Genomic DNA, 23,973 nt, shown 5'->3' with positions numbered 1-23,973 from the left:
GGGGCCCGCCTGTCGTCAATGCTTCTGACAAAGGAAGTGGGCTTACGGCAGACGGAGTCAGGGCTTCTCGGGGTGCCACCCCGGATCCCGGCCGCTCAGCCCGACCGCCCGGTCCAGCAAGGGTGCGTCCTGCGGGACCGGGACGACCGGGCCGAAGAGACCGTTGCCGCGGTTCGGGTCGTCGGCCGCGGCGTGGAGGAAGACGAGAGCCGAGTCGAGAGCGGCGGGGTCGGGGGCGTAGGTCCGGCCGGTGGCGCGGGCCAGGTCCCAGCCGTGGACGACCAGTTCGTCGGCGACGACGGCGCCGGCGACCTCGCCCGGCAGGTCCACGCCGCCCGCGCGGGTCATCCCGGTCCAGGCGTCCGGGTCGCGCCAGGCGTCGGCGAGTTCGTCGAGGGCCTTGGGCAGTTCCTCGCGCCAGCCGGGGCCGATGTCCGGGACGGCGGCGGTCGGGTTGGTGTCGGTCGTCGGACCGAGGTCCTTGCGGGCGGCGTCACGGAACGCCACGGAGAGCATCTGGACATGGCCCAGCAGGTTCCGTACCGCGCACTCCGGGCACGGGGTGGGGCCGGTCAGCTGGTCGTCGGTCACGGACTCGGCGAGCCGTGCGACGATCCGGGCCTGCGGGCCGAGGTCGACGATGGTCATGTCTCACTCCTTCGCGGCGACACTCCTCGTACGAAGGGCTGACCGGCCGGCCCGCCGAAACTCATCGGTGCCGCGCTGCCGCCGCCACGGGGAGCGCCCGCCGCCGAGGCACCACACCGCGATCACCGGGTCGCACAGCGCGCAGCCGAACGAGGAGTCGTGGGCGAACGGGATGATCGGGGGCCCTTGAGGTGGTGCACGACGTCCCAGGCCGTGTGCAGCAGCCAGCCGACGCCGATCCAGGCCCAGGAGTCCAGGCCCTTGCAGGCGACGAACGTGGCCACCGCGGTGAACGCGAACTCCCAGCCGCCGAGGCCGCCGCCGCTGAGGTAGGCGGCGCCCGCACCGGCGACCATGACCGCGTTGAAGCGGCGGGTGCGGTTCCGGGACGAGGGACACGAGGAGGACGTAAGGCACCTTGCCGATCCGGTCGGGCCCGCCTTAGACCCACGATGAGCAGGCATGACCACTTCCTGGACGCTGCTCCGCGTACTGCGGGACCGCAACGCGGGGCTGTATCTCACGAGCCTGGTGGTGTCGGCCTTCGGCACCTCCTCGCTGTCGCTCGCGGCGGGCGTGTGGGTCAGGGACCTCACCGGGTCCGACGGCCTGCCCGCCCTGTGCTTCCTCGCCGCGTGGGCCCCCACCCTGGCCGGCCCGGCGCTGGGCACGCTCGCCGACCGCGTGCGCCGCAAACCCCTGCTCATCGCGCTGAACCTGGCGCTCGCCGCCGTGCTCCCGACGCTCTTCACCGTCCACTCGCCCGGCAGGCTGTGGCTGCTGTTCATCGTCCTGCTCCTGTACGGAACCGCCGGCGCCGTCGGGGACGCCGCCGAGTCGGCCCTGGTCACCGCCGCAGTCCCGGGGGACCTCCGCGGCGACTTCAACGGGCTGCGGACGACCGTCACGGAGGGCATGAAGCTCGTCGCCCCGCTGACCGGGGCGGGCCTGTACGCGGCCTTCGGCGGTCCGGCGGTCGCCTGTCTGGACGCGGTCACGTTCGTGCTCGCCGCCGGGCTCTGCGCCCTGCTGCTGGTGCGCGAGGAGCGGCCCGTGCGGTCCGGCGGCGGTTGGCGGAAGGAAACCGCCGAGGGCGTCCGGCACCTCTGGGGTCACCCCGAGCTGCGCACGCTGGTCCAAGCTGGGGGTACGACGATGCTCCTCGCCTCACTGAGCAGTACGACGGTGTACGCCGTGGTGGACCGCCTCGGCCACTCCCCCGCCTGGACGGGTGTGCTGTACGCCTTCCAGGGTGCCGGTTCGGTGACGGCCGGGCTCGTCTCGGGGGTCGCGCTGCGGCGGCTCGGCGGGCACCGGTTCGGGGCGGCGGGGATCGCGCTGACGGCGGTCGCGGTGGCCGCGCGGGCGGTGCCGTCGGACGCGGTGGCCCTCGCGTCCGCCGTGGCGATCGGTCTGGGCCTGCCCTGTGTGCTCGTCGCGACGTTCACCGCCGTCCAGCAGCAGACGCCCGGCCCGCTGCTGGGCCGGGCGACGGCCACCGCCAACACGCTCGTCTTCACGCCCAACGTCGTCGGGCTGGGTGTCGGGGCGGGCCTGGTCGAACTGGCCTCACCGGCGCTGCTGTTGCCGCTCTACGGCCTCGCGCTGCTGCTGACGGCCGCCGCACTCGCTCAGCGCGCCGACAGCGCCGCACGGACCGCCGCCAGATCCGGGTCCGATGCCAACCCGGCGTGATACAGCCGCAGTTCCGTCGCGCCCTGCGCACGCGCGCGTGCCGCGTCCGCCGCGAGCGTGCCGGGGCTGCCGCCCATCCCGGAGACGACGGTGAAGTTGGCGGCCAGCACCGTGTCCTCCCGGGCGTGTGCGGCGAAGGGCGCCAGCAGGGCCGTACCGCCCGTGCACGGTACGACCACGCCGTCGGCGGCGGAGAGAACCCGGGCGGGGTCGACGCCGGCATTGGCTCCGCAGTGGTGGGAGACCGGGTCGGCGTGCAGCAGCACCTGGAAGCCGGCCGGTGCGGCGGCGCGTACGGCGGCGACGGCCTCCTCCTGGAGGGTGCCGGCGGTTTCCTCGCGCCACGCGCGCGTGCGGGCCGCCGTCTCCTCGCCGAGCAGCTTCGCGGCCGTCGGCCGGCCCTCGTCGTCCGCCGCGCCCCGCCACAGCGGCTCCAGCGCGGCCCGCACGGAGGCCGCCAACTCGTCGGCGTCCAGGCCCTGTTCCCCGTACCCGGCGCGGCAGGACGGGCAGAAGCACAGGGACATCAGGTACTGCCCGGCCTCGCCGAGACCGACCCCGGAGATCTTGTCGTGGGCGTGCAGATGCGCGAGTCCGTACCAGCCGAGGGACTCCAGCTCGGTGCCGTGCGCGCCGGGCCGCACGGCGGCCTCGGCGGCCAGGCCGACCAGGTACGCGCGCGTGGCGGGCTGGGCGATGCAGGGCGCCCACGGGTAGCGGTCGCCGTAGGCGTTGACGACCGAGGTGTCCGGATGGTCGGCGCCCAGGCGGGAGTTGTGGGCGAGGACGACCCAGGTGTGCACCGCCAGACCGGCTGCCGCCAGGGCCTGCGCGGCCTCGCCGTAGGCATCGCCCGGGGCCCAGCGCCCGGCGGGGTACGGCGTGAGGTCCCGGCCCGCCCAGTGGTCGCCCGGCGGGTAGAGGACGGCCGCGTACTCGGCGGTGACGATGCGGTGGCGGGGGTGGCGGGGGGTCAGGGCGCGGGTGGAGTGGTAGGCGGCGGCGAGCGTCACCTGCTCGACGCCGAGCCCGGCGATACGCGCCGGGGCCTCCGGGTCCCCGTTGACGTCCCAGGGATAGACGAACGCCGACGCCTTCACGCGCCCTCCTTCGAGCCGTACGCGCACGCGCTCACGCGTCCTCCCCCAGCAGCGCGTATCCCCGCTCGATCAGCTGGGCGAGCTGTTTGACATGGTCCTCGGCCGGCTCCTGCAACGGGGGCCGGACCTCGCCGACGTCCAGGCCGCGCAGCCGTACGCCCGCCTTGACGAGCGAGACGGCGTAGCCGGGGCCCTGGGCGCGCAGTTCCACGAACGGGCCGTAGAACCCGTCCAGGAGGCGGTGGAAGGTCGGCGTGTCGCCCGTGGTCAGGGCCCGGTGGCAGGCGAGGGCGAGCTCGGGGGCGAAGCAGAAGACGGCCGAGGAGTACAGCGTGACGCCGAGGGCGTGGTAGGCGAGCTGGGTCTGCTCGGCGGTGGGCAAGCCGTTGAAGTACAGGAAGTCGCCGGGGACTTCGGTGCGTACGGCGCTGATGATCCGCTGCATCAGACCGAGGTCGCCGAGGCCGTCCTTGAGGCCGGCGATCCCGTCGGTGCGGGCGAGCTCCACCACCGTCCGCGGAGTGAAGACGGCGTTGTCGCGCTGGTAGACGATGACCGGCAGGGCGGTGGCCGCGGCGATCTCCCGGTAGTGCCGCAGCAGGCCCTCCTGGCCGGCGAGGACGAGATACGGCGGCAGGGCGAGCAGGCCGTCGGCGCCGGCCGCCTCGGCGAGACGCGCGTAGCGGACGGCGAGCGCGGTGCCGTAGCCGGTGCCCGCGACGACCGGGACGCGTCCCCCGGCCGCCTCGACGGCCACCCGGACGCAGGCCTCGAACTCCTCCGGCAGCAGCGCGTGGAACTCCCCGGTGCCGCAGCAGGCGAACACGGCGGCGGCACCGGCGGCGACGCCCTGACGGACATGGGTGCGGTAGACGTCGAGGTCGAGTGAGCCGTCCTGGCCGTAGGCCGTGACGGGGAAGAAGAGCGGCCCGCGCGGATCGCCGAGCCGTTCAGTGAGAGGAACTGGCGTCACGGTCTCTCCCTTGAGACACACCGGTGCATGTTTCTGATCCACGTCCATATTTCTGAACTCGCCCACGGTACGGGCCCCTCTTATGGCAGGTCAAGCAGCCAAATCCGCAACCCGGGGGCGAATTCACGCACACCACGCCACACTTGACGGTGTGCGGCAACGATCCTTAGCTTGTCCATGAATGTGAATGCCGTACACGAGGAGAACCAAGGATGCCCGCTCCCCGCACCGTGCTGCTCACCGGCGCCGCCGGCGGGCTCGGCACCCTGATGCGGTCCCTGCTGCCGGGGTACGGCTACACGCTGCGCCTGTTCGATGTGCGCCCCGTCGAGGGCGAGCCGGGCGCGATCACCGCCGATCTCGGCGACCCGGCGGCGCTGCGCGAGGCCGTGCGGGGCGTGGACGCGGTCCTCCACCTCGCGGGCATCTCCCTGGAGGCCCCCTTCGAGAAGATCCTGAAGTCCAACATCGAGGGCACCTACAACCTGTACGAGGCCGCCCGCCTGGAGGGCGTGCCCCGGATCGTCTTCGCCTCCTCCAACCACGCCGTCGGCTACACCCCGGCCCCGCGCGTGGGCGAGCCGCCGATCCCGATCGACACCCCGCGCCGCCCGGACACCTTCTACGGCCTGTCCAAGTCCTTCGGGGAGGACCTCGCCCAGCTGTACTGGGACAGGCACGGCCTGGAGACCGTGTCCGTGCGCATCGGCTCCTGCTTCCCGGAGCCGACCAGCGTGCGCATGCTCTCGGTGTGGATGAGCCCGGCCGACGGCGCCCGGCTCTTCCACGCGGCCCTGACCGCCGAGCGGGTCGGCCACACCGTCGTCTACGGCTCCTCCGCCAACACCCGGCTGTGGTGGGACCTGACCACCGCGCGGGCGCTCGGCTACGCACCGCAGGACGACTCCGAGCCGTACGCCGACAAGCTGATCGCCGAGCAGGGCGAGCTGGACCCGGAGAACCCGGCGCACAGCCACCTCGGCGGGCACTTCGTGAACGATCCGCCGATCTGGCCGTACTGAATCCATCGACAGCGCGGACCACAACCCCGGGCGGCCGGAAGTAGACCCTGGGGCGGCGGAAAACGCACCCCACGCGGGCGGGCGGGCAGCGAACGGGCCAGCCCGCCGTCGCATTCGGGCATCCGGGGCGCCCGCTCTCACCGCCCGCCCCGCACGACCCCGCAGGTCCGGGCCGGTCACCCCGCCCGGTAAACGGGCACAGGCGGGCAGGATCGGGCTCACAATAGGCCTGGTAAGCGCAGCACGCCCCCTGTAGAACTTCCCCCAGAGCCCGAACGGGCAGCTCCACGGGAAGGTGGGTGACGACATGAGCGCGAGGACGGCGGAAGAACGCCAGCGCGCCATCGTGCTGGCCGCGCGTGCGACCGGCTCGGTCGACGTCACCGCGCTGGCCGCCCAGCTGGGCGTGGCCAAGGAGACCATCCGGCGCGATCTGCGCGCCCTGGAGGAACACGGCCTGGTCCGTCGTACGCACGGCGGCGCCTATCCGGTGGAGAGCGCCGGCTTCGAGACGACGCTCGCCTTCCGGGCCACCAGCCATGTGCCCGAGAAGCGCCGGATCGCGGCCGCCGCGGCCGAGCTGCTCGGGGACGCGGAGACGGTCTTCGTGGACGAGGGCTTCACTCCGCAGCTGATCGCCGAGGCTCTGCCGACCGACCGGCCGCTGACCGTGGTCACCGCGTCGCTGCCGGTCGCGGGCTCCCTCGCCGAGATCGAGACCATGTCGGTCCTGCTCCTCGGCGGGCGGGTACGGGCCGGCACGCTGGCCACCGTCGACCACTGGACGACGAAGATGCTCGCCGGATTCGTCCTCGACCTCGCCTTCATCGGGGCCAACGGCATCTCCCGCGAGCACGGCCTGACCACGCCCGACCCGGCGGTCAGCGAGGTCAAGGCGCAGGCGATGCGGGCCTCGCGGCGCACCGTCTTCGCGGGCGTGCACACCAAATTCGGCGCGGTCAGCTTCTGCCGGTTCGCCGACATCAGCGCCCTGGAGGCGATCGTCACCAGCACCCAGCTCCCGGCCGCCGAAGCCCACCGCTACTCCCTGCTGGGCCCGCAGGTCATCCGGGTCTGACTGGCCGGCCCGTCCACCTTGGCGGGCCCTCCAGCACCAAAATGTCCATTATGTTCATATAAGTCCAGGAGCGATCCATGCGAACCCAGAGCCGACGGAGGCCGCGAGCCAAGCTCGCCATGGCCGCCGCAGGGACGCTGCTCGCCCCGCTGCTCTCCGGCTGCTGGGTCGGTGCGGGCGGGACCGGTTCCGGCGGCGATTCCATCAACGTACTGATGGTCAACAACCCCCAGATGACCGAGCTGCAGAAGCTGACCGCCGACCACTTCACCAAAGAGACCGGCATCAAGGTCAACTTCACGGTCCTGCCCGAGAACGACGTCCGCGACAAGATCAGCCAGGACTTCGCCAACCAGGCCGGCCAGTACGACATCGCCACCCTCTCCAACTACGAGATACCGATCTACGCCCGCAACGGCTGGCTGCACGAGATGAACTCGTACGTCGCCAGGGACCCGGCGTACGACGAGCAGGACGTCCTGGCACCCATGCGGCAGTCCCTGACCGCCGCCGACGGCAAGCTCTACGGCCAGCCGTTCTACGGCGAGTCGTCCTTCCTGATGTACCGCAAGGACGTGTTCGCGGCGAAGGGCCTCACCATGCCGGCCCACCCCACCTGGCAGCAGGTCGCCGACCTCGCCGCGCGGGCGGACGGCGCCGAGCCCGGCATGAAGGGCATCTGCCTGCGCGGCCTGCCCGGCTGGGGCGAGATGATCGCGCCGCTGACCACGATGGTGAACACCTTCGGCGGCACCTGGTTCGACAAGAACTGGAAGGCCCACCTCGACTCCCCCGAGTTCGAGCGGGCGACCAAGTTCTACGTCGACCTGGTGCGGGGGCACGGCGAGTCCGGCGCCGCCCAGTCCGGCTTCGCCGAGTGCCTCAACGACATGACCCAGGGCAAGGTCGCCATGTGGTACGACGCCACCTCCGCGGCCGGACTGCTGGAGGCGAAGGGCTCCCCCGTCAAGGACAAGCTCGGCTACGCCCCCGCCCCCGTGGAGAAGACCCCGGCCTCCGGCTGGCTCTACACCTGGGCCTGGGGCATCCAGAAGGCCTCCCGGAACCCGGACAAGGCCTGGAAGTTCGTGTCCTGGGCGTCCAGTAAGGAGTACGAGCAACTGGTCGGCAGGACCAGCGGCTGGTCCGACGTACCGGCGGGCAAGCGGGCCTCGACGTACACGAACGCCGACTACCGCAAGACGGCCGCCGCGTTCCAGGACATGACGAAACAGGCCATCGAGACCGCCCGGCCGGGCGACCCCGGCGTACAGCCGCGCCCCGCGCCCGGCATCCAGTTCGTCGGCATCCCCGAGTTCACCGACCTCGGCACCAAGGTCTCCCAGGAGATCAGCGCGGCCGTCGCCGGACGCCAGTCCGTCGACTCGGCCCTGCGGAACTCCCAGCAACTCGCCGAGAAGATCTCCAAGGAGTACGAGGGACGATGACCGCGACGACAGCACCCCTTGCGTCAACACCGGTACGCGCGACCCGGCAGCCCTCCGCCCGGCTGCGCGCCTGGGCCACCCGGGCCCCCCTCATGCCCGCCCTCGTCTTCATGATCATCGTGACCCAGCTGCCGTTCGTGGCCACGCTGGTGATCTCCTTCTTCGACTGGAACGCCCTCTATCCGAAGGCCCGCCACTTCACCGGCCTCGACAACTACCACCAGGTCCTGACCGACCCGGACCTGCGCCACTCGGTGTGGACGACCGTGCTGCTCACGGTGACGGTGGTGCTGGCCAGCCTGGTCCTGGGCCTGGCGCTGGCGCTGCTCCTGGACCGCAAGTTCCTCGGCCGGGGCGTGGTCCGCACCCTGCTGATCGCGCCGTTCCTCGTCGTCCCCGTGGCCTCGGCCCTGCTCTGGAAACATGTGCTCTACAACCCCGAATACGGCCTGTTCAACGGGTTGTTGCACTATGTGGGCGGCCCACAGCCCGACTGGATCTCCAACACCCCGCTGCTGGCGGTCGAGGCCTCCCTGGTGTGGCAGTGGACGCCGTTCATGATGCTGATCCTGCTCGCCGGGCTGCAGAGCCGTGACCCCGAGCAGATCGAGGCCGCGCGGGTGGACGGCGCGAACGACTGGCAGGTCTTCCGCCATCTGACGCTCCCGCACCTGCGCCGCTACCTCGAACTGGGCGCCCTGCTGGGCTCGATCTACATCGTCCAGAACTTCGACGCGGTCTTCACGATCACGTCCGGCGGCCTCGGCACCGCCAACCTCCCCTACACCGTCTACCAGAGCTTCTACCAGGCCCACGAGAACGGCCTCGCCTCGGCCGCCGGCGTCCTGGTCGTCATCGGCTCGATCATCATCGCGACCTTCGCCCTGCGCGTGGTGTCGTCCCTGTTCCGCGAGGAGGTGTCCCGCGCATGAACGCCGTACTGCGCCGGAACGGACTGGGCCTGGTGGCCTGGCTGGTCGGCATCGTGTTCTTCCTGCCCATCGCCTGGATGGCGCTGACGTCCTTCCACTCCGAGGCGGACGCGGCGACCAACCCGCCGTCCTTCGCCGCGTCGCTGACCCTCGACGGCTACCGCGAGTTCTTCGGCAGCGGCGGCGGGGCGAGCCCCTGGCCCGCGCTGATCAACTCCGGGGTGGCGTCGGTGGCCTCGACGGTCCTCGTACTGCTGCTGGCCCTGCCGGCGGCGTACGCGCTGTCGATCCGGCGGGTGCGCAAGTGGACGGACGTCCTGTTCTTCTTCCTGTCCACGAAGATGCTGCCGGTGGTGGCCGGTCTGCTGCCGATCTACCTGTTCGCGAAGAACACCGGGATGCTCGACAACATCTGGCTCCTCGTCATCCTCTACACCTCCATGAACCTGCCGATCGCGGTGTGGATGATGCAGTCCTTCCTCGCCGAGGTCCCGGTGGCGGTGATCGAGGCGGCGCAGATCGACGGCGCCCGGCTGCCGACGATCCTCGCCCGCGTGGTCGCCCCGATCGCCCTGCCCGGCATCGCCGCCACGGGCCTGATCTGCTTCATCTTCAGCTGGAACGAACTTCTCTTCGCCCGAGTCCTGACGGGCGTGGTCGCCGAGACCGCCCCCGTCTTCCTGACCGGTTTCATCACCAGCCAGGGCCTGTTCCTGGCCAAGGTGTGCGCCGCGTCGCTCGTCATCTCCCTGCCGGTGCTCGCCGCGGGGTTCGCCGCCCAGGACAAGCTGGTCCAGGGTCTGTCGTTGGGAGCCGTGAAATGAAGGCCGCCGTCATCGAGTCCGTGGGCCACGCCGTCGTCGCCGAGGTGCCGGACCCGACGCCGGGACCGCGCGAGGTCGTCGTCGAAGTGGCCGCCTGCGGCCTGTGCGGCACCGATCTCCACATCCTCCAGGGCGAGTTCGCGCCCAAGCTGCCGATCGTCCCCGGCCACGAGTTCGCGGGCGAGGTGGTCGGGGTCGGCAGCCAGGTCACCGAGGTCGCGGTCGGCGACCGGGTGGCCGTCGATCCCTCCCTGTACTGCTACGAATGCCGTTACTGCCGTACCGGCCACAACAACCTGTGCGAGCGGTGGGCCGCGATCGGCGTCACCACGGCGGGCGGGGCGGCCCAGTACGCGCTCGCCCCCGTGGCCAACTGTGTGAAGCTGCCCGAGCATGTGCGCACCGAGGACGCGGCCCTGGTGGAGCCACTGTCCTGCGCGGTGCGCGGCTACGACGTCCTGCAGTCCCGGCTGGGCGCCCACGTGCTGATCTACGGCTCCGGGACCATGGGTCTGATGATGCTGGAGCTGGCCAAGCGGACGGGCGCCGCGAGCGTGGACGTCGTCGACGTGAACCCGGCGCGGCTTCAGACGGCGCGGCAGCTCGGGGTGTCCGCCTCGGCGGCGAACGCGGACGAGCTGGACCGGCCGCACGGCTGGGACGTGGTCGTGGACGCGACCGGCAACGCGAACGCGATCCAGGACGGCCTGGACCGGGTGGCGAAGGCGGGTACGTTTCTGCAGTTCGGGGTGGCCGACTATGCGACGCGGGTGACGATCGACCCCTACCGCGTCTACAACCAGGAGATCACGATCACCGGTTCCATGGCGGTGCTGCACAGCTTCGAGCGGGCGGCCGAGCTGTTCGCGAACGGGGTCCTGGACCCGGAGATCTTCATCAGCGACCGGATCCCGCTGGAGCGGTACCCGCAGGCGCTGGAGCAGTTCGCGGCCGGGGTCGGGCGGAAGATCGTGGTGGTGCCCTGAACCGACACGGGCGGAACCCCGAGGCGGCTCGGGGCAGGGACCCTGAGCCGATTGGGGGTTGGGTAAGGGAACGGTAAAGCAGTGTCGTTCGTTCACCCGGCATGACAGCTATGACCCCTGGCTCGAACATCCCTCTCCCGGCCGCGCGCGTGACGGTGGACGTCGCCGCTCCGGTGCGGCTCGACGTGTCGGGCCTGCTGCTCACCGCCGACGGCAAGGTGCGCTCGGACGACGACTTCATCTTCTACAACCAGCCGGCGGGGCCGGGCGTGACCCACGCGTCCGGCGGCGGTGCGGCGCCCGACGCGATCACCGTCGACACCGCCGCCGTCCCGCCGGACATCGAGAAGATCGTGGTGACGGCCAGCCCGGACGCGGCCGGCCAGTCCTTTAAGGGCATCGAGCCGACGGCCACGATCCGCGACGCGGACGCCGGCACCGTGCTGGCCACGTTCACCCCGCCCCGGCTCGGCGCGGAGACGGCGCTGGTCGTCGTGGAGATCTACCGCCGGGGCGGCGCCTGGAAGGCCCGCGCGGTGGGCCAGGGGTACGCCGACGGGCTGGCCGGCATCGCGACGGACTTCGGCGTGACGGTGGAGGAGCCGACGGTGGCCCCCACCGCCCCGCCGCAGCAGCCGGCGGCACCGCCGACGCCCGCCCCGCAGCCCCCGGTCACCCCGCCGGCGCCCCCGGTGCAGCCCCCGGCCACCCCGCCCGCCCCGGTGCCGGGTGCGGGGAAGGTCAATCTGGACAAGGGCCGGGTCAGCCTGCAGAAGAACCAGACCGTGTCCCTGGTCAAGGGCGGCCGGCCGCTGCTCTCCCAGGTGCGGATGGGGCTCGGCTGGGAGCCCGCGTTCCGCGGCAGGGACATCGACCTGGACGCCTCGGTCATCGCCTACGGCCCGCAGCGCAACCCCATCGACAGCTGCTACTTCGGCAAGCTGACGATCCTGGGCGGCGCGATCCGGCACTCCGGCGACAATCTGACGGGCGAGGGCGCAGGCGACGACGAGGTGATCACCGTCGACCTCGGCCGCCTCCCCCAGGAGGTCACCGGCCTGGTCTTCACGGTGAACTCCTTCTCCGGCCAGAAGTTCACGGAGGTCGCCAAGGCGTACTGCCGCCTGGTGGACGCGGCCACCGGCGAAGAACTGGTCCGCTTCGACCTCACCCACGCCGAGCCCCAGACCGGCGTGATGATGGCGAAGCTGATCCGCCAGTTCTCGGGCGAGTGGGACATGACAGCCATGGGCGACTTCGTCAAAGCCCGCACGGTCCGCAACATGGTGGAACCGGGAGCGAGAGCCCTGTAGAACGCCGGGTGCCGCTGGGGCGGCCCGGGTGGGCGCCGGCGGGGTGCCCCCTCTGGGGGCACCCCGCCGGCACGGGCACGCAAGGCCCACCCCCAGCCCCACCCCGGCACCGCACAAGCCGCCCGCCCGCTACGCCCGCAGTCCCTCCACCAGCAGTGTCAGATACCGCTGGATCTCCCGCCCTTGACCGTCCGCCAGCTCCGACGCCGTGGCCACCCCGTGCGCCAGCCGCAGCACCTCGATCGGCTCCAGATCCCCCCGCAGCACCCCCTCCGCCTGCGCCGCCGCCACCAACCGGGCCGCCGCACCCTGCACCGACGCACCACACGCCGTCCGCGCCACCGAGCCACCATCCGTGACCGCCGAGCCCAGCAGAGACTTCAGCCCCCGCACCTGAATCGTGGCCACACACAGCTCGTACAGCCACGCCATGAGCGCCTCCCCCGGCGGCAACTCCCGCGCCAGTTCCCCGGCCCGCGCCCCCAGCGCCTGGAAGTGATCGACGTACGCGGCCTCCAGCAGCTCCTGCCGGGTCGGAAAGTGCCGGTAGAGCGTGCCCGCGCCGACACCCGCGCGCTTGGCGATGTCATCGAGCGACGCGTTCTCCCCATGCTCGGCGAAGGCCTCCACCGCCGCCTTCAGCAGCCGCTCGTAGTTGCGCCGAGCGTCCGCGCGCATGGGTCTGGCCTGCGGCATCCAGATACTCCTTGCCAACCGGGGATCCTCTGCGCAGCCTACCGAGCATCCGGGTCCGGCCCGAGGTGGCGGCGTACGGCACCGGTGCCCAGGTCGATCGTGGCCCGCGTCCGCATGGGACCGTCACCACGGCGGGAGAGCACGTCGATCTCGGCCACACGCGCCTCCAGCACGCCGAGCCGGGCGGCGCACTCGGCCACGAGAACGCGCGGAACCCGCGTACGGCCGAGCGAGAGGTGCGGGATGAAGCGTGGGAAGCGCTCCGCGCAGTACGGGAACGGCTCCCCCAGCGCCCGCCGCAGCTCCGTCCAGGGCGCGACGCCGGCCGCGGCGGGGTCGAGCCACACGGTGGCGTAGAACCGGTGGCGGAAGGCATGGACCCCGCTGAGCCGGATGTCGAACGGCTCGCACCCGGCGGCCGCGGTGGCCAGCAGCGGCAGCGCCACCGGGAAGTCCTCTTCCGGTACGAAGCCGTAGACCAGGTTCACATGGGGTGGCCAGCGGCGGATCTGCGGGTCGTGCTCGATGCGGATGCGCTGGATGGCGGGCCAGAGTTCGGCCGGGGGAAGCCAGGCCACGGCGGTCCGGGGTGTCGGGGCCGACGTGAGGCGGCCGAAGGCGGCTTCGGCCGGACCGGGCGTCGGAGGGCAGGGCACACCGCCATCATGACCCCGCCCGCCGACGGCCGCCGCCCTGGGCTTTCGACGGATGCCTCACGGCATCCGGACGCCCATGATCCGACTGCTCACCCAACCGACGTGCTCACGGCCACCCAGGCGTGGGAGAAGTGCTTGTCCACGTGCTTGACCACGTGCTTGACCACGTGGTGCTTGCGACCGTGCTTCTTCCCGTGGTGCTTGTGCTGCGCGGGCTTCGTCTGGTGGTGCTCGTGCTCCGGCTTCACCTCATCGTCCTTGTGCCCCGGCTTCGCCTCGTCGCCCTTGTGATCCCCCTGCGGCCCGTCCTGCTCGTCACCGGGCATCGCCCCGTCCTGCTTGTGTCCCGGCTCCGATCCATCGTCCTTGTGTCCCGGCTTCGACTCGTCACCCTTGTCACCGGGCTTCGAGCCGTCCTGCTCCTGACCGGGCTTCGACTCGTCGCCCTTGTGATCCGGCTCCGAGCCATCGTGGTCATGGTCCGGCTTCGGCCCATCGTGCTTGTGGTCGTGCTCCCCGCCCGCATGCTCGTGCTCATGCTCCGTCGGCTTCGTGTGGTCGTGGTCCTCCTCCTGGTACGGAGGCTTCTGCTCGTCGGAGTGCGGCTCGCGGTGCGGAGGAGCCGCCACGACCACGGCGGTGGCCTCGGCGACAGCCACCGCGGTGACCTGGTGCGGACCGTCGTTGTCGGCGGCGAAGCCGGCGCCGGCGCCGTAGGTGGACAGTCCCGCGACCACTGCGGCCACGAATGCGGCGCGTTGAAACTTGCGCATGTTTCGACCCTTTCTCACCTGAGTGTGAATCCTATTGACTACTCAGCGTGAGAGTAGACGCATCGATCGTAGGGATGTGCGACCTACCGCCAGACGCGTCGTGTCGGCCGCGAGCCGGGCGCAGCAGGCCCGCCGGCGGCTGCACACGACTGAAACAGGGCACTGCGGACGTTCAGCGCCGGCCGGCCGCCGAGGCGGGTGGATGTTGCCCGCCTCGTCCTGGACGCAGTCCGGCCACCCGCCCCAACTCTCCCGCATCGGCGCGCACTTGCCGGATGCCGCTCAGGCCTGCCACGGCCACCGTGCGTCGCGGGCCGCTTCGAGCAGGGGCACCATCCGGAACGCGGCGTCGGAGAGACCGCCGAAGGTGTGCCGGTTGCCCGTGCCCGACGGGCCGTGGCCCGCCCGGTAACCCTCCAGGTTCCAGGTGTAGACGGGCACCTGGGCCGGGATCTGGGCGGTCGGGTCGCCGTGCCGGTTCGGGGCGTACTGCTCGTCGGTGACGATCAGCACCCGGTCGTGCTTCTTGTAGTGCCGGCGCACCGCGTCGGTGGTGTCGGTGCCGCCCAGGTCGCCGAAGCGCTCCAGGATCTTCAGCACCGACTCGCCCTTGCGGAACGTCACCTCGCCGCTTGTCGTGCCGAACTGCACCAGGTCCGCGTCGGCCGCCCGCAGCGCGAGCGCCGTACCGAAGATCGCCGCCGCGTCGGCCCGGTTGAGCTGCGAGCGCTCCCCCGCCGACGACCAGAACATCGAGCCCGACCGGTCGACCAGGACCAGCGTCCGGCCGGGCAGCGCGGGCACGTTGCCCAGCGAGTGGCCGAGCGCCTGCTCCAGCGGGTACGACCAGCGCAGCGACGGCGCGTGCCGGTACGCGGCCAGATAGCGGAACGGGAACTGCCGCGAGCGTGCCACCTGCGCCGGGTCGCTGATCTTCGCCGCGACCTGGGCGGCGACCTCGTCCGAGACGCCCGCCTCGTCGAAGTTGCGCAGATTGCGGACCAGCGCCATCGCGCCCATGGACGGGATCACGGCCTCCCAGGCCGCCTTGTCCATCGGGCCCTGGAGCCAGCCGGCCAGCGCCTCCCAGGTGATGCCGGCCGCCGCGAGCCGCTCGGCGCCGCCGGGTGCGGTGACGACCGCCCGCCGCTCCGCCACCGGCAGCGCCATCAGCTCGCGGTGCGCGGTGAGCACCGGGAGCGCTGCGGGCGGCACGGCCGTGTCCGGGTGGTGCCGGCGGTCGAGCGCGTACCGGAACAGCTCGCCCTGCCACGGCTTGTCCGGGTCCGGTGCCGCGTGCACGAGGTTGAGGATGTCGCCGAAGCGGTAGCCCTTGGACGCGGTGTCGTACTTCAGCAGCGACTTGGCGTGGTAGAGCCGTCGTACGGCGTCGGCGACCCCGCGCTTGACGGGCTTGGGGACGGCGCGGCCGTAGGCGGACGTCCAGTACGCGAGCAACTCGCCGGGCTCGTCCGGGCGCTGGAGAACGGAGTCGACGACCTGCCGGTTCGACGGGCCGTCGGTGGCGCCCGCCGTCAGCCGGGCGTGCACGTACTCCGCGGCACCCACGATCGACGCCGTCCGCAGCTGCCCCTCACCACGCAGCCAGCCGAGCAGTCCGGCCGTCCAGTCCGGGTCGCTGACGGCGAGGTCGCGCACGAGCCGGGCGAACCGGTCGTCGCGGTCCTGGGCGTTCTCGTAGAAGGTGCCCTGGGCGAAGTGGGACACCGCCAGCAGAAAGAGCTCCGAGCGCGGGTCGCGCTCCTGTCCCCGGCCGCCCTCGTAGGTCCGCAGGATCCGGCCGGTCGACGTCACGGCCGACTTCGGCTGCGCCTTCGCGGTACGCGTGTTGAATCGCGCCATGGTGAATTCCCCCGAATTCCTTTCCGTTTCGGAGGGAGGCGCGGCAGAAAGAGGGTGTCCGAGATCGAGAGTCGGCGACGGACTTTTTGTCAGACGCTCCGTCCCTTGAGCCACACCGACGCGAAGCCGGTGACGGGATTCGAACCCGCAGTCTTCTGATCCCTGGAAGTAACCGCTGCCTGCGCACCGGACACCCACCATGTGCCACGCCTCCCGAGATCAGTCCGGCGGCGGCTGGTGTTTCATTCCTGGAAAGGGAAGTAGCCTCTGCCCTCGCACCGGGAGGTGCGTGAAGTCTTCGGTGTCCAGAGATCGAGGTCGGCGGAACCGACGTTTGGTGCTCCAACCCCTGAGCTACACCGGCCTGTTGGAGCCGGTGGCGGGACTCGAACCCGCGGCCTCCCCATGAGAAGTGGAAGTAGGTCCTGCCTTCGCACCTGGACGTGCATCACTCTAGGAGGGGTGCCGCGGGACGGGCGAACGAATTATTCACGGCCCGGAGTTCAGCCGCGCTTCTGCCGCTTCCACGGCCCGGTGATGGCCAGCATGATCCCGGGCGTCTGGATGCTGGTGAACAGGGTGCGGCCGTCGGGCGAGAAGGTGACACCGGTGAACTCGCCGTACTCGGGCGCGTCTTCGGTGCCGATGTTCAGTTCATTGCGGGCGATCGGATAGGTGCGGCCGCTCCCGGTGGCGCCGAACAGGTGCTGGACGCCCTCGCCGTCCTCGGCGATGACGAGGCCGCCGTAGGGGGAGACGGTGATGCTGTCCGGGCCGTCGAAGCTGCCGTCCGCCGACGCGTCGGCCGGGTCGGGGTGCACACCGAGCAGGACCTTCAGAGTCAGCGTGCGGCGCCTGGGGTCGTAGAACCACACCTGGCCGTCGTGCTGGACCGGGCTCTCCGCGCGGGCGTAGGAGGAGACGACGTAGGCGCCGCCGTCGCCCCACCACATGCCCTCCAGCTTGCGGGCGCGGGTGACCTGGCCGTCGGTGAACTGCTTGCGCACCGAGACGGTCCTCGCGTCACGGTCGGGGACGTCCAGCCAGTCGACGCCGTAGACCGTGCCGGTTTTGGTGGCGCGGGAGAGGTCGTCCACGAACCTGCCGCCGGAGTCGAAGCACCTGAAGGCCTGGAGCACGCCCGCGTCGTCGGCGAGGGTGCGCAGCGCGCCGCGGCCGTGCCGGAAGCCCTCCGGCGGGGTCCAGCGGTAGAGCAGGCCATTGGGGCCGGCCGCATCCTCGGTCAGGTAGAGGTGGCCGCGCCTGGGGTCGACGACGACGGCCTCGTGGGCGTAGCGGCCGAGGGCCTTGACCGGCTTGGGGTCACGGTTGGCCCGGCGGTCCTCCGGGTCGACCTCGAAGACATAGCCGTGGTCCTTGGTGAAGCCGTGGCTGCCGGCCTTGTCCTCGGTCTCCTCGCAGGTCAGCCAGGTGCCCCACGGGGTGCTGCCGCCCGCGCAGTTGGCGGCGGTGCCGGCGATGCCCACCCACTCGGCGACCTCGCCGTCGCGGCGGACCTCGACGACGGTGCAGCCACCGGCCGCCGCCGGGTCGTAGACGAGGCCCTCGGTGAGCGGCACCGGGTGCGGCCACTGGGCGCGGGCGCCGGCCAGCTCGTGGTTGTTGACGAGGAAGGTGGTACCGCGGGGGCCGTCGAAGGCGGCCGTGCCGTCGTGGTGGGACGGCGTGAACTCGCCGGACTCCAGGGTGGTCTTGCCGCTGCAGGTGATGATCTTGTACGCGAAGCCCGCGGGCAGGGCGAGGATGCCGTCCGGGTCGGCGATCAGCGGGCCGTAGCCGACGCCGTGGTGACCTGCGTGCGCCGGCTCCGCCTCGGTGTTCCCGGTGCTGTCGACGTCCGTCGCGGCGAGGGCGTTCGGGGCGGTGGCGAGCGCGCCGACGCTGCCCGTCAGGGCGACCCCGGCACCGGTGATCGCGGATTTCCCGGCGAAGTCCCTGCGGGTGAGCGACATGGTGTCTCCTGAGACGGTGGAGTGCCGTGGAGGATGGCGGACCTCGGTTCGGCGCACACGCTCTCGCCACACCCTGAACAGGAGTTGAACAGCGGCCTACTTCAGAGGCCCTCGTCCAGGAATCCGTATGCTCCGACCCACGACCGGCTCAAGAGGCTTTAGAGGCTTTCAACCGCCCTGCTGGGAGCGGGCCTTGAAGGCCGCCTTGCGTGCCTCCTTGGCCACCTTCTTGTCCGGGTGCAGCCGCCCCATCGCCTCCAGCACATCGGCGGTGGCCGGGTGCTCCACCCGCCAGGCCGCGGCGAAGAACCCGCTGTGCTGCGAGGCCAGCCCCTCCACCAGCGCCTGGAGCTCCTCCGAGTTGCCCTCGGCCTGAAGCTGCGCGGCGACCGTGTCGACGGTCAGCCAGAACACCAGCTCCTGGGACGGCGCCGGCACCCCGGCGGCACCCCGTTCGCTCAGCCACACGCGGGCCAGACCGCCCAGCTCGGGATCGTCGAGCACTTCGCGCAGCGCCGGCTCGGCCTCCGCGCCGATCAGGGACAGGGCCTGCTGGCAGCGCAGCCGGCGCAGCGGTGCACCGGCGTCACCGCCGCGCGCCGCGGCCAGCAACTCCCGTGCCGCTACGAGCGTTTCGCGCCGGGCGAGCCACTGCTCGGTCTCGGCCTGGGCCGCCGACTGCCCGAACCGCGCCGTACCGTCGAGCAGCGCGTCCGCTCCCTTGTCGGCGAGGTCGCCGACGGCCGGCGCCTCGAAGCCGGCCTCCAGCAGGCGCGCCCGCAGCCCGTAGGCACCGAGCGGGGTGAGCCGGACCAGGCCGTAGCGCGTGACGTCGGTGTCGTCGATCGGCGCCGCGAGCTCCTCGTCGGCGTCGGCCATCAACGCCTCGTCCACCGGCTGGTACTCCACCAGACCGACCGGCTCCAGCATCCGGAACTGGTCGTCGAGCCGCATCATCGCGTCGGAGACCTGCTCCAGGACGTCGTTGCTGGGCTCGCCCATGTCATCGGGGACGATCATGGACGCGGCCAGGGCGGGCAGCGGGACGGGCCCGTCACCGGGGCCGTCCTCACTCACGGTCAGCAGATAGAGGTTGCCGAGAACGCCGTCGAGGAAGTCGGCCTCGGCCTCGGGGTCCCAGTCGAGTGACGAGAAATCGATCTCGGCGCCGTCGTCCAGGGCGTCGACCAGATCATCCAGATCGGGGACACTCGCGTCGGCGATGACGGTCTCCAGCGCGGAGAGCCATACGGCGAGCACATCGGTCGGGGAGCCCCCGGTGAGCAGCTTCAGCTCCGCGCCCGCCGTGACGGTCCCGGCCTCCTCGTCCACGATCTCGACCAGCCCGGCGTCCACGGCGACCCGCCAGGCCTCGCTGGCGAAGGCGGCGGCGTCGTCGCCCACGAGTCCGAGCAGGTCGGCGGCGGCCGGAAGCTGCTCCTCGACCAGTCCGCCACCGGCGTCCACACGCGTGTCGGGCCCGGCCCAGCGGGCGAGGCGGGCGGCGCGGGAGAGCAGTGGCGTGGACAGCGCGGCGCGTGCCAGCTCCGCTTCGGGGTGCAGCCGTACGGGCGGCAGGGGGGAGCTGTCTGACATCGGCTGGTTCTCCTCGGACCGTGAACGGGCTCGACCGCTCAGCCTAGACGGATTTCCACCCATGCCGCCCGGTTCATCTCCCCGTCGGCCGTCGTACATGGCCGAAACCTTGACAACTCCCGTACGCAAGCTGGAGATTGACGCGCGTAGAAGTTCGGGGGACAACTGTTCACTCGGCTCTACCCGTGTCACGGAGGGCTACGAGTCCCCCACGCTCCCGTACCACCTCGTCCCGGCACTCAGTCATGTCCCCGGAGGGATCCCTTGCCGAGCAGGTCTTCCACGCGCCTCGCCGCGCTCACCGTCGCCGCCGTCTGCAGCGCGGCCTCCGCCGTCGTCCTCGCCTCGCCCGCGCACGCCGACTCGGTGCGCATCCACGACATCCAGGGCACGACCCGGATCTCGCCGTTCGCCGGGCAGCAGGTGACGGACGTGCCCGGCATCGTCACGGCCACGCGCACATACGGCTCCTCCAAGGGCTTCTGGATCCAGGACCCGAACCCGGACGACGACCCGCGCACCAGCGAGGGCGTCTTCGTCTTCACCGGCTCCACGCCGAAGGTCGCGGTCGGCGACTCGGTGACGGTGACCGGCACGGTCTCCGAGTACGTTCCGGGCGGCACCTCCTCCGGCAACCAGTCGGTGACGGAGATCACCAAGCCGACGATCACCACCGTCTCGACGGGCAACGCGGTCCCGGCGCCGGTCGTCATCGACGAGGACGCGGTGCCGGACGAGTACGCCCCGCAGGGCGACACCGCCGCGAACGGCTCGATCGACAGCCTGACGCTCGACCCGTCGACGTACGCCCTGGACTACTACGAGTCCCTGGAGGGCATGAACGTCCAGGTCAGGGACGCCCGCGTGGTCGGCCGCACCGACCCGTACAGCGAGCTGTGGGTCACCGTGAAGCCGTGGGAGCACCGCAACCGCCGCGGCGGCACGGTCTACGGCTCCTACGACTCCCAGAACACCGGCCGGCTGCAGATACAGTCGCTGGGCGCGACCGCCGACTTCCCGAAGGCGAACGTCGGCGACACCCTGGCGGGCACCACCACCGGCCCGCTGGACTTCAACCAGTTCGGCGGCTACACCCTCGTCGCGAACCAGCTCGGCACCCTGAAGAACGGCGGGCTGCAGCGGGAGACCACGCGCAAGCAGTCGAACCGCGAGCTGGCGGTGGCGACGTACAACGTCGAGAACCTCGACCCGTCGGACAACACCTTCGACCAGCACGCCGCCGCGATCGTGAACAACCTGCAGTCGCCGGACATCGTGTCCCTGGAGGAGATCCAGGACAACAACGGTGTCACGGACGACGGCACGGTCGACGCAAGCGTGACCGTGAACAAGCTGATCGACGCGATCGCCGCGGCGGGCGGCCCGAAGTACGACTGGCGGTCCATCAACCCGGTCAACGACCAGGACGGCGGCCAGCCGGGCGGCAACATCCGCCAGGTGTTCCTCTTCAACCCCGAGCGGGTCTCCTTCGTGGACCGCGCGGGCGGCGACTCCACCACCGCGGTCGGTGTCACGAAGGTGGACGGCAAGGCCCAGTTGACGGTCTCGCCGGGCCGGATCGACCCGGCGAACGCGGCCTGGAAGGACAGCCGCAAGCCGCTGGCCGGCGAGTTCGTCTTCCACGGCAAGACCGTCTTCGTGATCGCCAACCACCTGGCCTCCAAGGGCGGCGACCAGGGTCTGACCTCGCGGTACCAGCCGCCGACGCGCAGCTCGGAGATCCAGCGCCATGCGCAGGCGACCGAGGTGAACGCGTTCGTCAAGGACATCCTGAAGGTCCAGAAGAACGCGAACGTCGTCGCGCTCGGCGACATGAACGACTTCGAGTTCTCCGACACCGCGAAGATCCTCGAAGGCGACGGCGAGCTGTGGTCGGCGATCAAGTCGCTGCCGAAGAGCGAGCGTTACACCTATGACTACCAGGGCAACGAGCAGGTCCTGGACCAGATCCTGATCAGCCCGGCGATCCGGCGCGGCTGCGCCTTCGCGTATGACAGCGTGCACGTCAACTCGGAGTTCAACGACCAGATCAGCGACCACGACCCGCAGGTGCTGCGGTTCCGTCCCTGAGTCCGGTCCGGTCAGGACTGGCTGAACACACCGTTCAGCCAGTCCTGCCAGGCGCTCTGGTTCGCCTCGGCGTCGTCGTCCGGCGCGAAGTCGTGGACGCTGATGCCGAGCCGGGCACCCCAGTGGCCGCGTCCGAAGAACCGGATCAGGGCGCTGTCGGTGCGCAGCCCGATGAAATACGGGTTCCGGTAGTCGAGTACGGCGTCCAGGGCCCGCCCGCCGGGGCCCAGGACGGCGACCTTCGTACCGGCGGCCGCGTCGTCCGCCAGGCCGAGGGCGTGACCGACGGCGGCGAGCGCCTCCGTGGTCTGCGAGGCCGCGGGCCCACTCAACTGGGCGAAGGTGACCGGGCGGGGCGCGAAGTGCGTGAGGTACTCGCACAGGGTGTGCAGATAGAAGTTGGTGTGCTTGCTCGCACCGTCGTACTGGTTGTTCCAGTCGTCCGTGAAGATGCCGCTGTGCACATAGCGCACCCAGGCGCGGCGGCCCTCGTCGCGGGGCTCGATGGTGTAGTCGAGCTGGTTGACCGACTGGGTCGGGAAGCCGACGTCCTCGCTGCGGTTGGTGTAGCGGTGGGGCGGGTCCCAGGCGGTGACGGTGGACCCGAAGGGTCCGGAGCCCCCGACCCGGGGCTCGGGCGGGTCCATCGGCCACAAGTAGCCGCCGGTTCCGGTGGTGATCGCCTCCCAGACCTTCTCCGGCGGGACGTCGACCTCGAACTCGCGGACGATCTCGAATTCCTTGGACATGGCGGGGCTCTTTCTCACTGATCCAGTGCGGGGGCGGGCTGCTGTTCCTTGACCGTGGGATGGAGGGCGACGACGATCCGGTGGTCCCTGCCGCCCTCGGCATCCGGGGCGTCGTACTTGCGGATCAAGGCGCTCACGCCCGCCGTCAGCTCCTGGACGAAGGCCGCGCGGTCGGCGGCGGAGGCGAAGCGGACCTCGCCGTCCAGGGCGTAGGTCGCCAGCCGCTTCCTGGCCTTCGTGGCGCCGGTGATCAGCGCGCCGACGTCCCGCACCAGACGGGCGCCGAGCGCGAGCAGCCAGCGCGCGGAGAGCTGGTCGCGGAAGCGGTCCGGGTCCGGCTGCACGGCGGGCAGGGCGGCCGGCGAGATGACGTACGACGCGGCGGTCGCACGCATCAGCCGCTCGGTGACGTTGCCCTTGCGGCGCTCTCCGGCCAGCTCGACCAGGCCGTGCCGCTCCAGCGCCTTGAGGTGGTAGTTCACCTTCTGCCGGGGCAGTCCGACCTTGCCGGCCAGCATCGCCGCCGAAGCGGGCGCGGCGGCCAGCTCGGCGAGCAGCCGGGCCCTGATGGGGTCCAGCGACACGGCCGCCGCCTCGGGGTCCTCGATCACGGTCACGTCCAGCATGCGTCCACCGTCCCACCGAAAACTTTTTTTGTCCAGGCGGATCGAGTTTTCGGTGAGAGGGCGACGGCGCCCCTTAACCCTCACCCCCCTGCTCTCCGAGCCGAGCGAGCCGGCTCTGGAACCAGTCGAGGCGCGCCTGCAACAGGGCGGCCTCCGCGACGAGTTCGGGCACGCCCAGCTCCGGTGTCGGCGCGGTGCCGTCCCGCGCCATCACCCGCAGCCCGTCCCCGGCCAGCCGGGCGAAGCCGGCGAGCGAGACGGAGGTACGGCCATGGACACAGCCGGCACAGACGGGGACGAGGGCCCGCCAGCCGGGGCGGCCCCAACCCGCGTCGGCCAGCGCGACGGCGGTGGCACCGCAGGCGCACGGTCCCGCGGCCGCGGTGCGCACTCGCTGCCGGGCGTAGCGGAAGCCGCGCTCGAAGCGGATGTAGGCGCCGAGCACGGAGACCTCCAAGAGGAGGGCCGTGCGGTGCTCGGCGGTGCACAGCATGGCCTCGGCGGCAGTGCGGTCGTGGACACAGTGGAAGCCGCAGTCGCACAGGCGCGCGGGCGGGCGGTGCCGACGGCCGTAGACACAGGAGGCGTCGTCGAGCACGGCGTACGGCAGCGCGCCGCCGAGCGACACTCCGGTGAACCCGGCCCGGGTGCCGTCCTGGGACAGCACCGGGTGGGCGATCTTGTATCCGGTCGGCGGCTCCGTCGGGCGTTCCGCCGGAAGCCGCAGTCTCATCGGGCGGCCGGGACCTCTTCGCGGGCCGGCTCGGCCGGTTCGACGCGGGCGGTCTTCTCGCGGAGCGGGGTCTCGCCCTCGCGAACGATCTCTTCGTGCTCTTCGTGCTCTTCGTGGACGAGCGGCCGCTCCTCGGCGACTCCGATGGCCAGTGCCTTGCCGAGCTTCATGGTGCCTCCCATGACGGACGTCGGTGAC

At 71.4% G+C, this 23,973-nt stretch carries 22 protein-coding genes and 1 pseudogene; 9 read left to right on the top strand and 14 right to left on the bottom strand.

Annotation, left to right across the window (positions count from 1 at the left end; translation table 11 throughout):
* Positions 1–57 precede the first annotated feature (57 nt).
* Together AB5L52_RS33160 and AB5L52_RS33155 are read right to left on the bottom strand one after the other, a co-directional pair.
* On the bottom strand, positions 58–648 hold the full coding sequence (locus AB5L52_RS33160) for a TIGR03086 family metal-binding protein (protein WP_351032492.1): 591 nt from the start codon (positions 646–648) through the stop codon (positions 58–60).
* A gap of 3 nt (positions 649–651) precedes the next feature.
* A pseudogene (locus tag AB5L52_RS33155) lies at positions 652–1,074 on the bottom strand (DUF6010 family protein).
* Positions 1,075–1,110: 36 nt separating this feature from the next.
* Here AB5L52_RS33155 and AB5L52_RS33150 point away from each other — a divergent pair.
* Positions 1,111–2,343: an MFS transporter gene (locus AB5L52_RS33150; protein ID WP_351032489.1), complete on the top strand. Its 1,233-nt coding sequence runs from the start codon at positions 1,111–1,113 to the stop codon at positions 2,341–2,343.
* Here AB5L52_RS33150 and AB5L52_RS33145 read toward each other — a convergent pair.
* Complete coding sequence (locus AB5L52_RS33145; RefSeq protein WP_351032487.1) at positions 2,280–3,443, bottom strand: hypothetical protein; 1,164 nt, start codon at positions 3,441–3,443, stop codon at positions 2,280–2,282. The genes AB5L52_RS33150 and AB5L52_RS33145 overlap by 64 nt on opposite strands.
* A gap of 31 nt (positions 3,444–3,474) precedes the next feature.
* Positions 3,475–4,416: a 5-dehydro-4-deoxyglucarate dehydratase gene (locus tag AB5L52_RS33140; RefSeq protein WP_369367451.1), complete on the bottom strand. Its 942-nt coding sequence runs from the start codon at positions 4,414–4,416 to the stop codon at positions 3,475–3,477.
* Between the two features lie 212 nt (positions 4,417–4,628).
* Here AB5L52_RS33140 and AB5L52_RS33135 point away from each other — a divergent pair, with 212 nt between their 5' ends.
* The 7 genes from AB5L52_RS33135 to AB5L52_RS33105 all read left to right on the top strand — a co-directional run bounded on the left by AB5L52_RS33135 (position 4,629) and on the right by AB5L52_RS33105 (position 12,019).
* On the top strand, positions 4,629–5,438 hold the full coding sequence (locus AB5L52_RS33135) for an NAD(P)-dependent oxidoreductase (protein ID WP_351032482.1): 810 nt from the start codon (positions 4,629–4,631) through the stop codon (positions 5,436–5,438).
* 307 nt (positions 5,439–5,745) lie between these two features.
* Entirely contained in the window at positions 5,746–6,516 is a 771-nt protein-coding gene (locus AB5L52_RS33130) for a DeoR/GlpR family DNA-binding transcription regulator (RefSeq protein WP_351032480.1), read from the top strand.
* 77 nt (positions 6,517–6,593) lie between these two features.
* Positions 6,594–7,964, top strand: a complete 1,371-nt coding sequence (locus AB5L52_RS33125) for a sugar ABC transporter substrate-binding protein (RefSeq protein WP_351032479.1) — start codon at positions 6,594–6,596, stop codon at positions 7,962–7,964.
* Positions 7,961–8,896: a sugar ABC transporter permease gene (locus AB5L52_RS33120; protein WP_351032476.1), complete on the top strand. Its 936-nt coding sequence runs from the start codon at positions 7,961–7,963 to the stop codon at positions 8,894–8,896. The genes AB5L52_RS33125 and AB5L52_RS33120 overlap by 4 nt, the downstream gene beginning before the upstream one ends.
* A complete protein-coding gene (locus tag AB5L52_RS33115) occupies positions 8,893–9,720 on the top strand; it encodes a carbohydrate ABC transporter permease (RefSeq protein WP_351032474.1) in 828 nt (275 codons plus the stop codon). Before AB5L52_RS33120 ends, AB5L52_RS33115 begins: the two co-directional genes overlap by 4 nt.
* Positions 9,717–10,706: a zinc-dependent alcohol dehydrogenase family protein gene (locus tag AB5L52_RS33110; protein WP_369367450.1), complete on the top strand. Its 990-nt coding sequence runs from the start codon at positions 9,717–9,719 to the stop codon at positions 10,704–10,706. Before AB5L52_RS33115 ends, AB5L52_RS33110 begins: the two co-directional genes overlap by 4 nt.
* Positions 10,707–10,816: 110 nt before the next feature.
* Positions 10,817–12,019, top strand: a complete 1,203-nt coding sequence (locus tag AB5L52_RS33105) for a TerD family protein (RefSeq protein ID WP_369367449.1) — start codon at positions 10,817–10,819, stop codon at positions 12,017–12,019.
* Positions 12,020–12,148: 129 nt separating this feature from the next.
* On the opposite strand, the gene AB5L52_RS33100 is transcribed toward AB5L52_RS33105, so the two are convergent.
* The 6 genes from AB5L52_RS33100 to AB5L52_RS33075 all read right to left on the bottom strand — a co-directional run bounded on the left by AB5L52_RS33100 (position 12,149) and on the right by AB5L52_RS33075 (position 19,576).
* Complete coding sequence (locus AB5L52_RS33100) at positions 12,149–12,715, bottom strand: helix-turn-helix domain-containing protein (protein ID WP_351017449.1); 567 nt, start codon at positions 12,713–12,715, stop codon at positions 12,149–12,151.
* 38 nt (positions 12,716–12,753) lie between these two features.
* On the bottom strand, positions 12,754–13,371 hold the full coding sequence (locus tag AB5L52_RS33095; protein ID WP_351017452.1) for a 2'-5' RNA ligase family protein: 618 nt from the start codon (positions 13,369–13,371) through the stop codon (positions 12,754–12,756).
* An 89-nt stretch (positions 13,372–13,460) separates the two neighbouring features.
* The gene (locus tag AB5L52_RS33090; protein ID WP_369367448.1) at positions 13,461–14,144 is read right to left on the bottom strand and encodes a hypothetical protein; all 684 of its coding nucleotides are present in this window, start codon (positions 14,142–14,144) and stop codon (positions 13,461–13,463) included.
* Between the two features lie 282 nt (positions 14,145–14,426).
* Positions 14,427–16,007, bottom strand: coding sequence for a TROVE domain-containing protein (locus tag AB5L52_RS33085; RefSeq protein WP_351570433.1), 1,581 nt, complete (start codon positions 16,005–16,007; stop codon positions 14,427–14,429).
* 503 nt (positions 16,008–16,510) lie between these two features.
* Positions 16,511–17,980, bottom strand: coding sequence for an alkaline phosphatase PhoX (locus tag AB5L52_RS33080; protein ID WP_369367447.1), 1,470 nt, complete (start codon positions 17,978–17,980; stop codon positions 16,511–16,513).
* A 168-nt stretch (positions 17,981–18,148) separates the two neighbouring features.
* Complete coding sequence (locus tag AB5L52_RS33075; protein ID WP_351017462.1) at positions 18,149–19,576, bottom strand: hypothetical protein; 1,428 nt, start codon at positions 19,574–19,576, stop codon at positions 18,149–18,151.
* 264 nt (positions 19,577–19,840) lie between these two features.
* On the opposite strand from AB5L52_RS33075, the gene AB5L52_RS33070 reads away from it, so the two are divergent.
* On the top strand, positions 19,841–21,667 hold the full coding sequence (locus AB5L52_RS33070) for an endonuclease/exonuclease/phosphatase family protein (RefSeq protein ID WP_369367446.1): 1,827 nt from the start codon (positions 19,841–19,843) through the stop codon (positions 21,665–21,667).
* An 11-nt stretch (positions 21,668–21,678) separates the two neighbouring features.
* Here AB5L52_RS33070 and AB5L52_RS33065 read toward each other — a convergent pair whose 3' ends face one another.
* The 4 genes from AB5L52_RS33065 to AB5L52_RS33050 all read right to left on the bottom strand — a co-directional run bounded on the left by AB5L52_RS33065 (position 21,679) and on the right by AB5L52_RS33050 (position 23,945).
* Positions 21,679–22,416: an SRPBCC domain-containing protein gene (locus AB5L52_RS33065; protein ID WP_369367444.1), complete on the bottom strand. Its 738-nt coding sequence runs from the start codon at positions 22,414–22,416 to the stop codon at positions 21,679–21,681.
* A 14-nt stretch (positions 22,417–22,430) separates the two neighbouring features.
* Positions 22,431–23,042, bottom strand: a complete 612-nt coding sequence (locus AB5L52_RS33060; protein ID WP_369367443.1) for a helix-turn-helix domain-containing protein — start codon at positions 23,040–23,042, stop codon at positions 22,431–22,433.
* A gap of 73 nt (positions 23,043–23,115) precedes the next feature.
* Positions 23,116–23,775 (bottom strand): hypothetical protein, encoded by a 660-nt coding sequence (locus AB5L52_RS33055; RefSeq protein WP_369367442.1) that lies wholly within the window; start codon positions 23,773–23,775, stop codon positions 23,116–23,118.
* On the bottom strand, positions 23,772–23,945 hold the full coding sequence (locus AB5L52_RS33050; protein ID WP_369367441.1) for a hypothetical protein: 174 nt from the start codon (positions 23,943–23,945) through the stop codon (positions 23,772–23,774). The genes AB5L52_RS33055 and AB5L52_RS33050 overlap by 4 nt, the downstream gene beginning before the upstream one ends.
* Positions 23,946–23,973 lie beyond the last annotated feature (28 nt).

Origin of the sequence: Streptomyces sp. CG4, assembly GCF_041080655.1 — a bacterium.
Classification (GTDB): domain Bacteria; phylum Actinomycetota; class Actinomycetes; order Streptomycetales; family Streptomycetaceae; genus Streptomyces.
This window is presented reverse-complemented; position numbering and strand designations above follow the sequence as displayed.

Excerpts from the sequence above, each read along its gene's own strand:
- AB5L52_RS33160 (WP_351032492.1), bottom strand. The coding sequence starts at position 648 with ATGACCATCGTCGACCTCGGCCCGCAGGCCCGGATCGTCGCACGGCTC.
- AB5L52_RS33150 (WP_351032489.1), top strand. The coding sequence starts at position 1,111 with ATGACCACTTCCTGGACGCTGCTCCGCGTACTGCGGGACCGCAACGCG.
- AB5L52_RS33135 (WP_351032482.1), top strand. The coding sequence starts at position 4,629 with ATGCCCGCTCCCCGCACCGTGCTGCTCACCGGCGCCGCCGGCGGGCTC.
- AB5L52_RS33130 (WP_351032480.1), top strand. The coding sequence starts at position 5,746 with ATGAGCGCGAGGACGGCGGAAGAACGCCAGCGCGCCATCGTGCTGGCC.
- AB5L52_RS33125 (WP_351032479.1), top strand. The coding sequence starts at position 6,594 with ATGCGAACCCAGAGCCGACGGAGGCCGCGAGCCAAGCTCGCCATGGCC.
- AB5L52_RS33120 (WP_351032476.1), top strand. The coding sequence starts at position 7,961 with ATGACCGCGACGACAGCACCCCTTGCGTCAACACCGGTACGCGCGACC.
- AB5L52_RS33115 (WP_351032474.1), top strand. The coding sequence starts at position 8,893 with ATGAACGCCGTACTGCGCCGGAACGGACTGGGCCTGGTGGCCTGGCTG.
- AB5L52_RS33110 (WP_369367450.1), top strand. The coding sequence starts at position 9,717 with ATGAAGGCCGCCGTCATCGAGTCCGTGGGCCACGCCGTCGTCGCCGAG.
- AB5L52_RS33105 (WP_369367449.1), top strand. The coding sequence starts at position 10,817 with ATGACCCCTGGCTCGAACATCCCTCTCCCGGCCGCGCGCGTGACGGTG.
- AB5L52_RS33100 (WP_351017449.1), bottom strand. The coding sequence starts at position 12,715 with ATGCCGCAGGCCAGACCCATGCGCGCGGACGCTCGGCGCAACTACGAG.
- AB5L52_RS33090 (WP_369367448.1), bottom strand. The coding sequence starts at position 14,144 with ATGCGCAAGTTTCAACGCGCCGCATTCGTGGCCGCAGTGGTCGCGGGA.
- AB5L52_RS33085 (WP_351570433.1), bottom strand. The coding sequence starts at position 16,007 with ATGGCGCGATTCAACACGCGTACCGCGAAGGCGCAGCCGAAGTCGGCC.
- AB5L52_RS33080 (WP_369367447.1), bottom strand. The coding sequence starts at position 17,980 with ATGTCGCTCACCCGCAGGGACTTCGCCGGGAAATCCGCGATCACCGGT.
- AB5L52_RS33075 (WP_351017462.1), bottom strand. The coding sequence starts at position 19,576 with ATGTCAGACAGCTCCCCCCTGCCGCCCGTACGGCTGCACCCCGAAGCG.
- AB5L52_RS33065 (WP_369367444.1), bottom strand. The coding sequence starts at position 22,416 with ATGTCCAAGGAATTCGAGATCGTCCGCGAGTTCGAGGTCGACGTCCCG.
- AB5L52_RS33060 (WP_369367443.1), bottom strand. The coding sequence starts at position 23,042 with ATGCTGGACGTGACCGTGATCGAGGACCCCGAGGCGGCGGCCGTGTCG.
- AB5L52_RS33055 (WP_369367442.1), bottom strand. The coding sequence starts at position 23,775 with ATGAGACTGCGGCTTCCGGCGGAACGCCCGACGGAGCCGCCGACCGGA.
- AB5L52_RS33050 (WP_369367441.1), bottom strand. The coding sequence starts at position 23,945 with ATGAAGCTCGGCAAGGCACTGGCCATCGGAGTCGCCGAGGAGCGGCCG.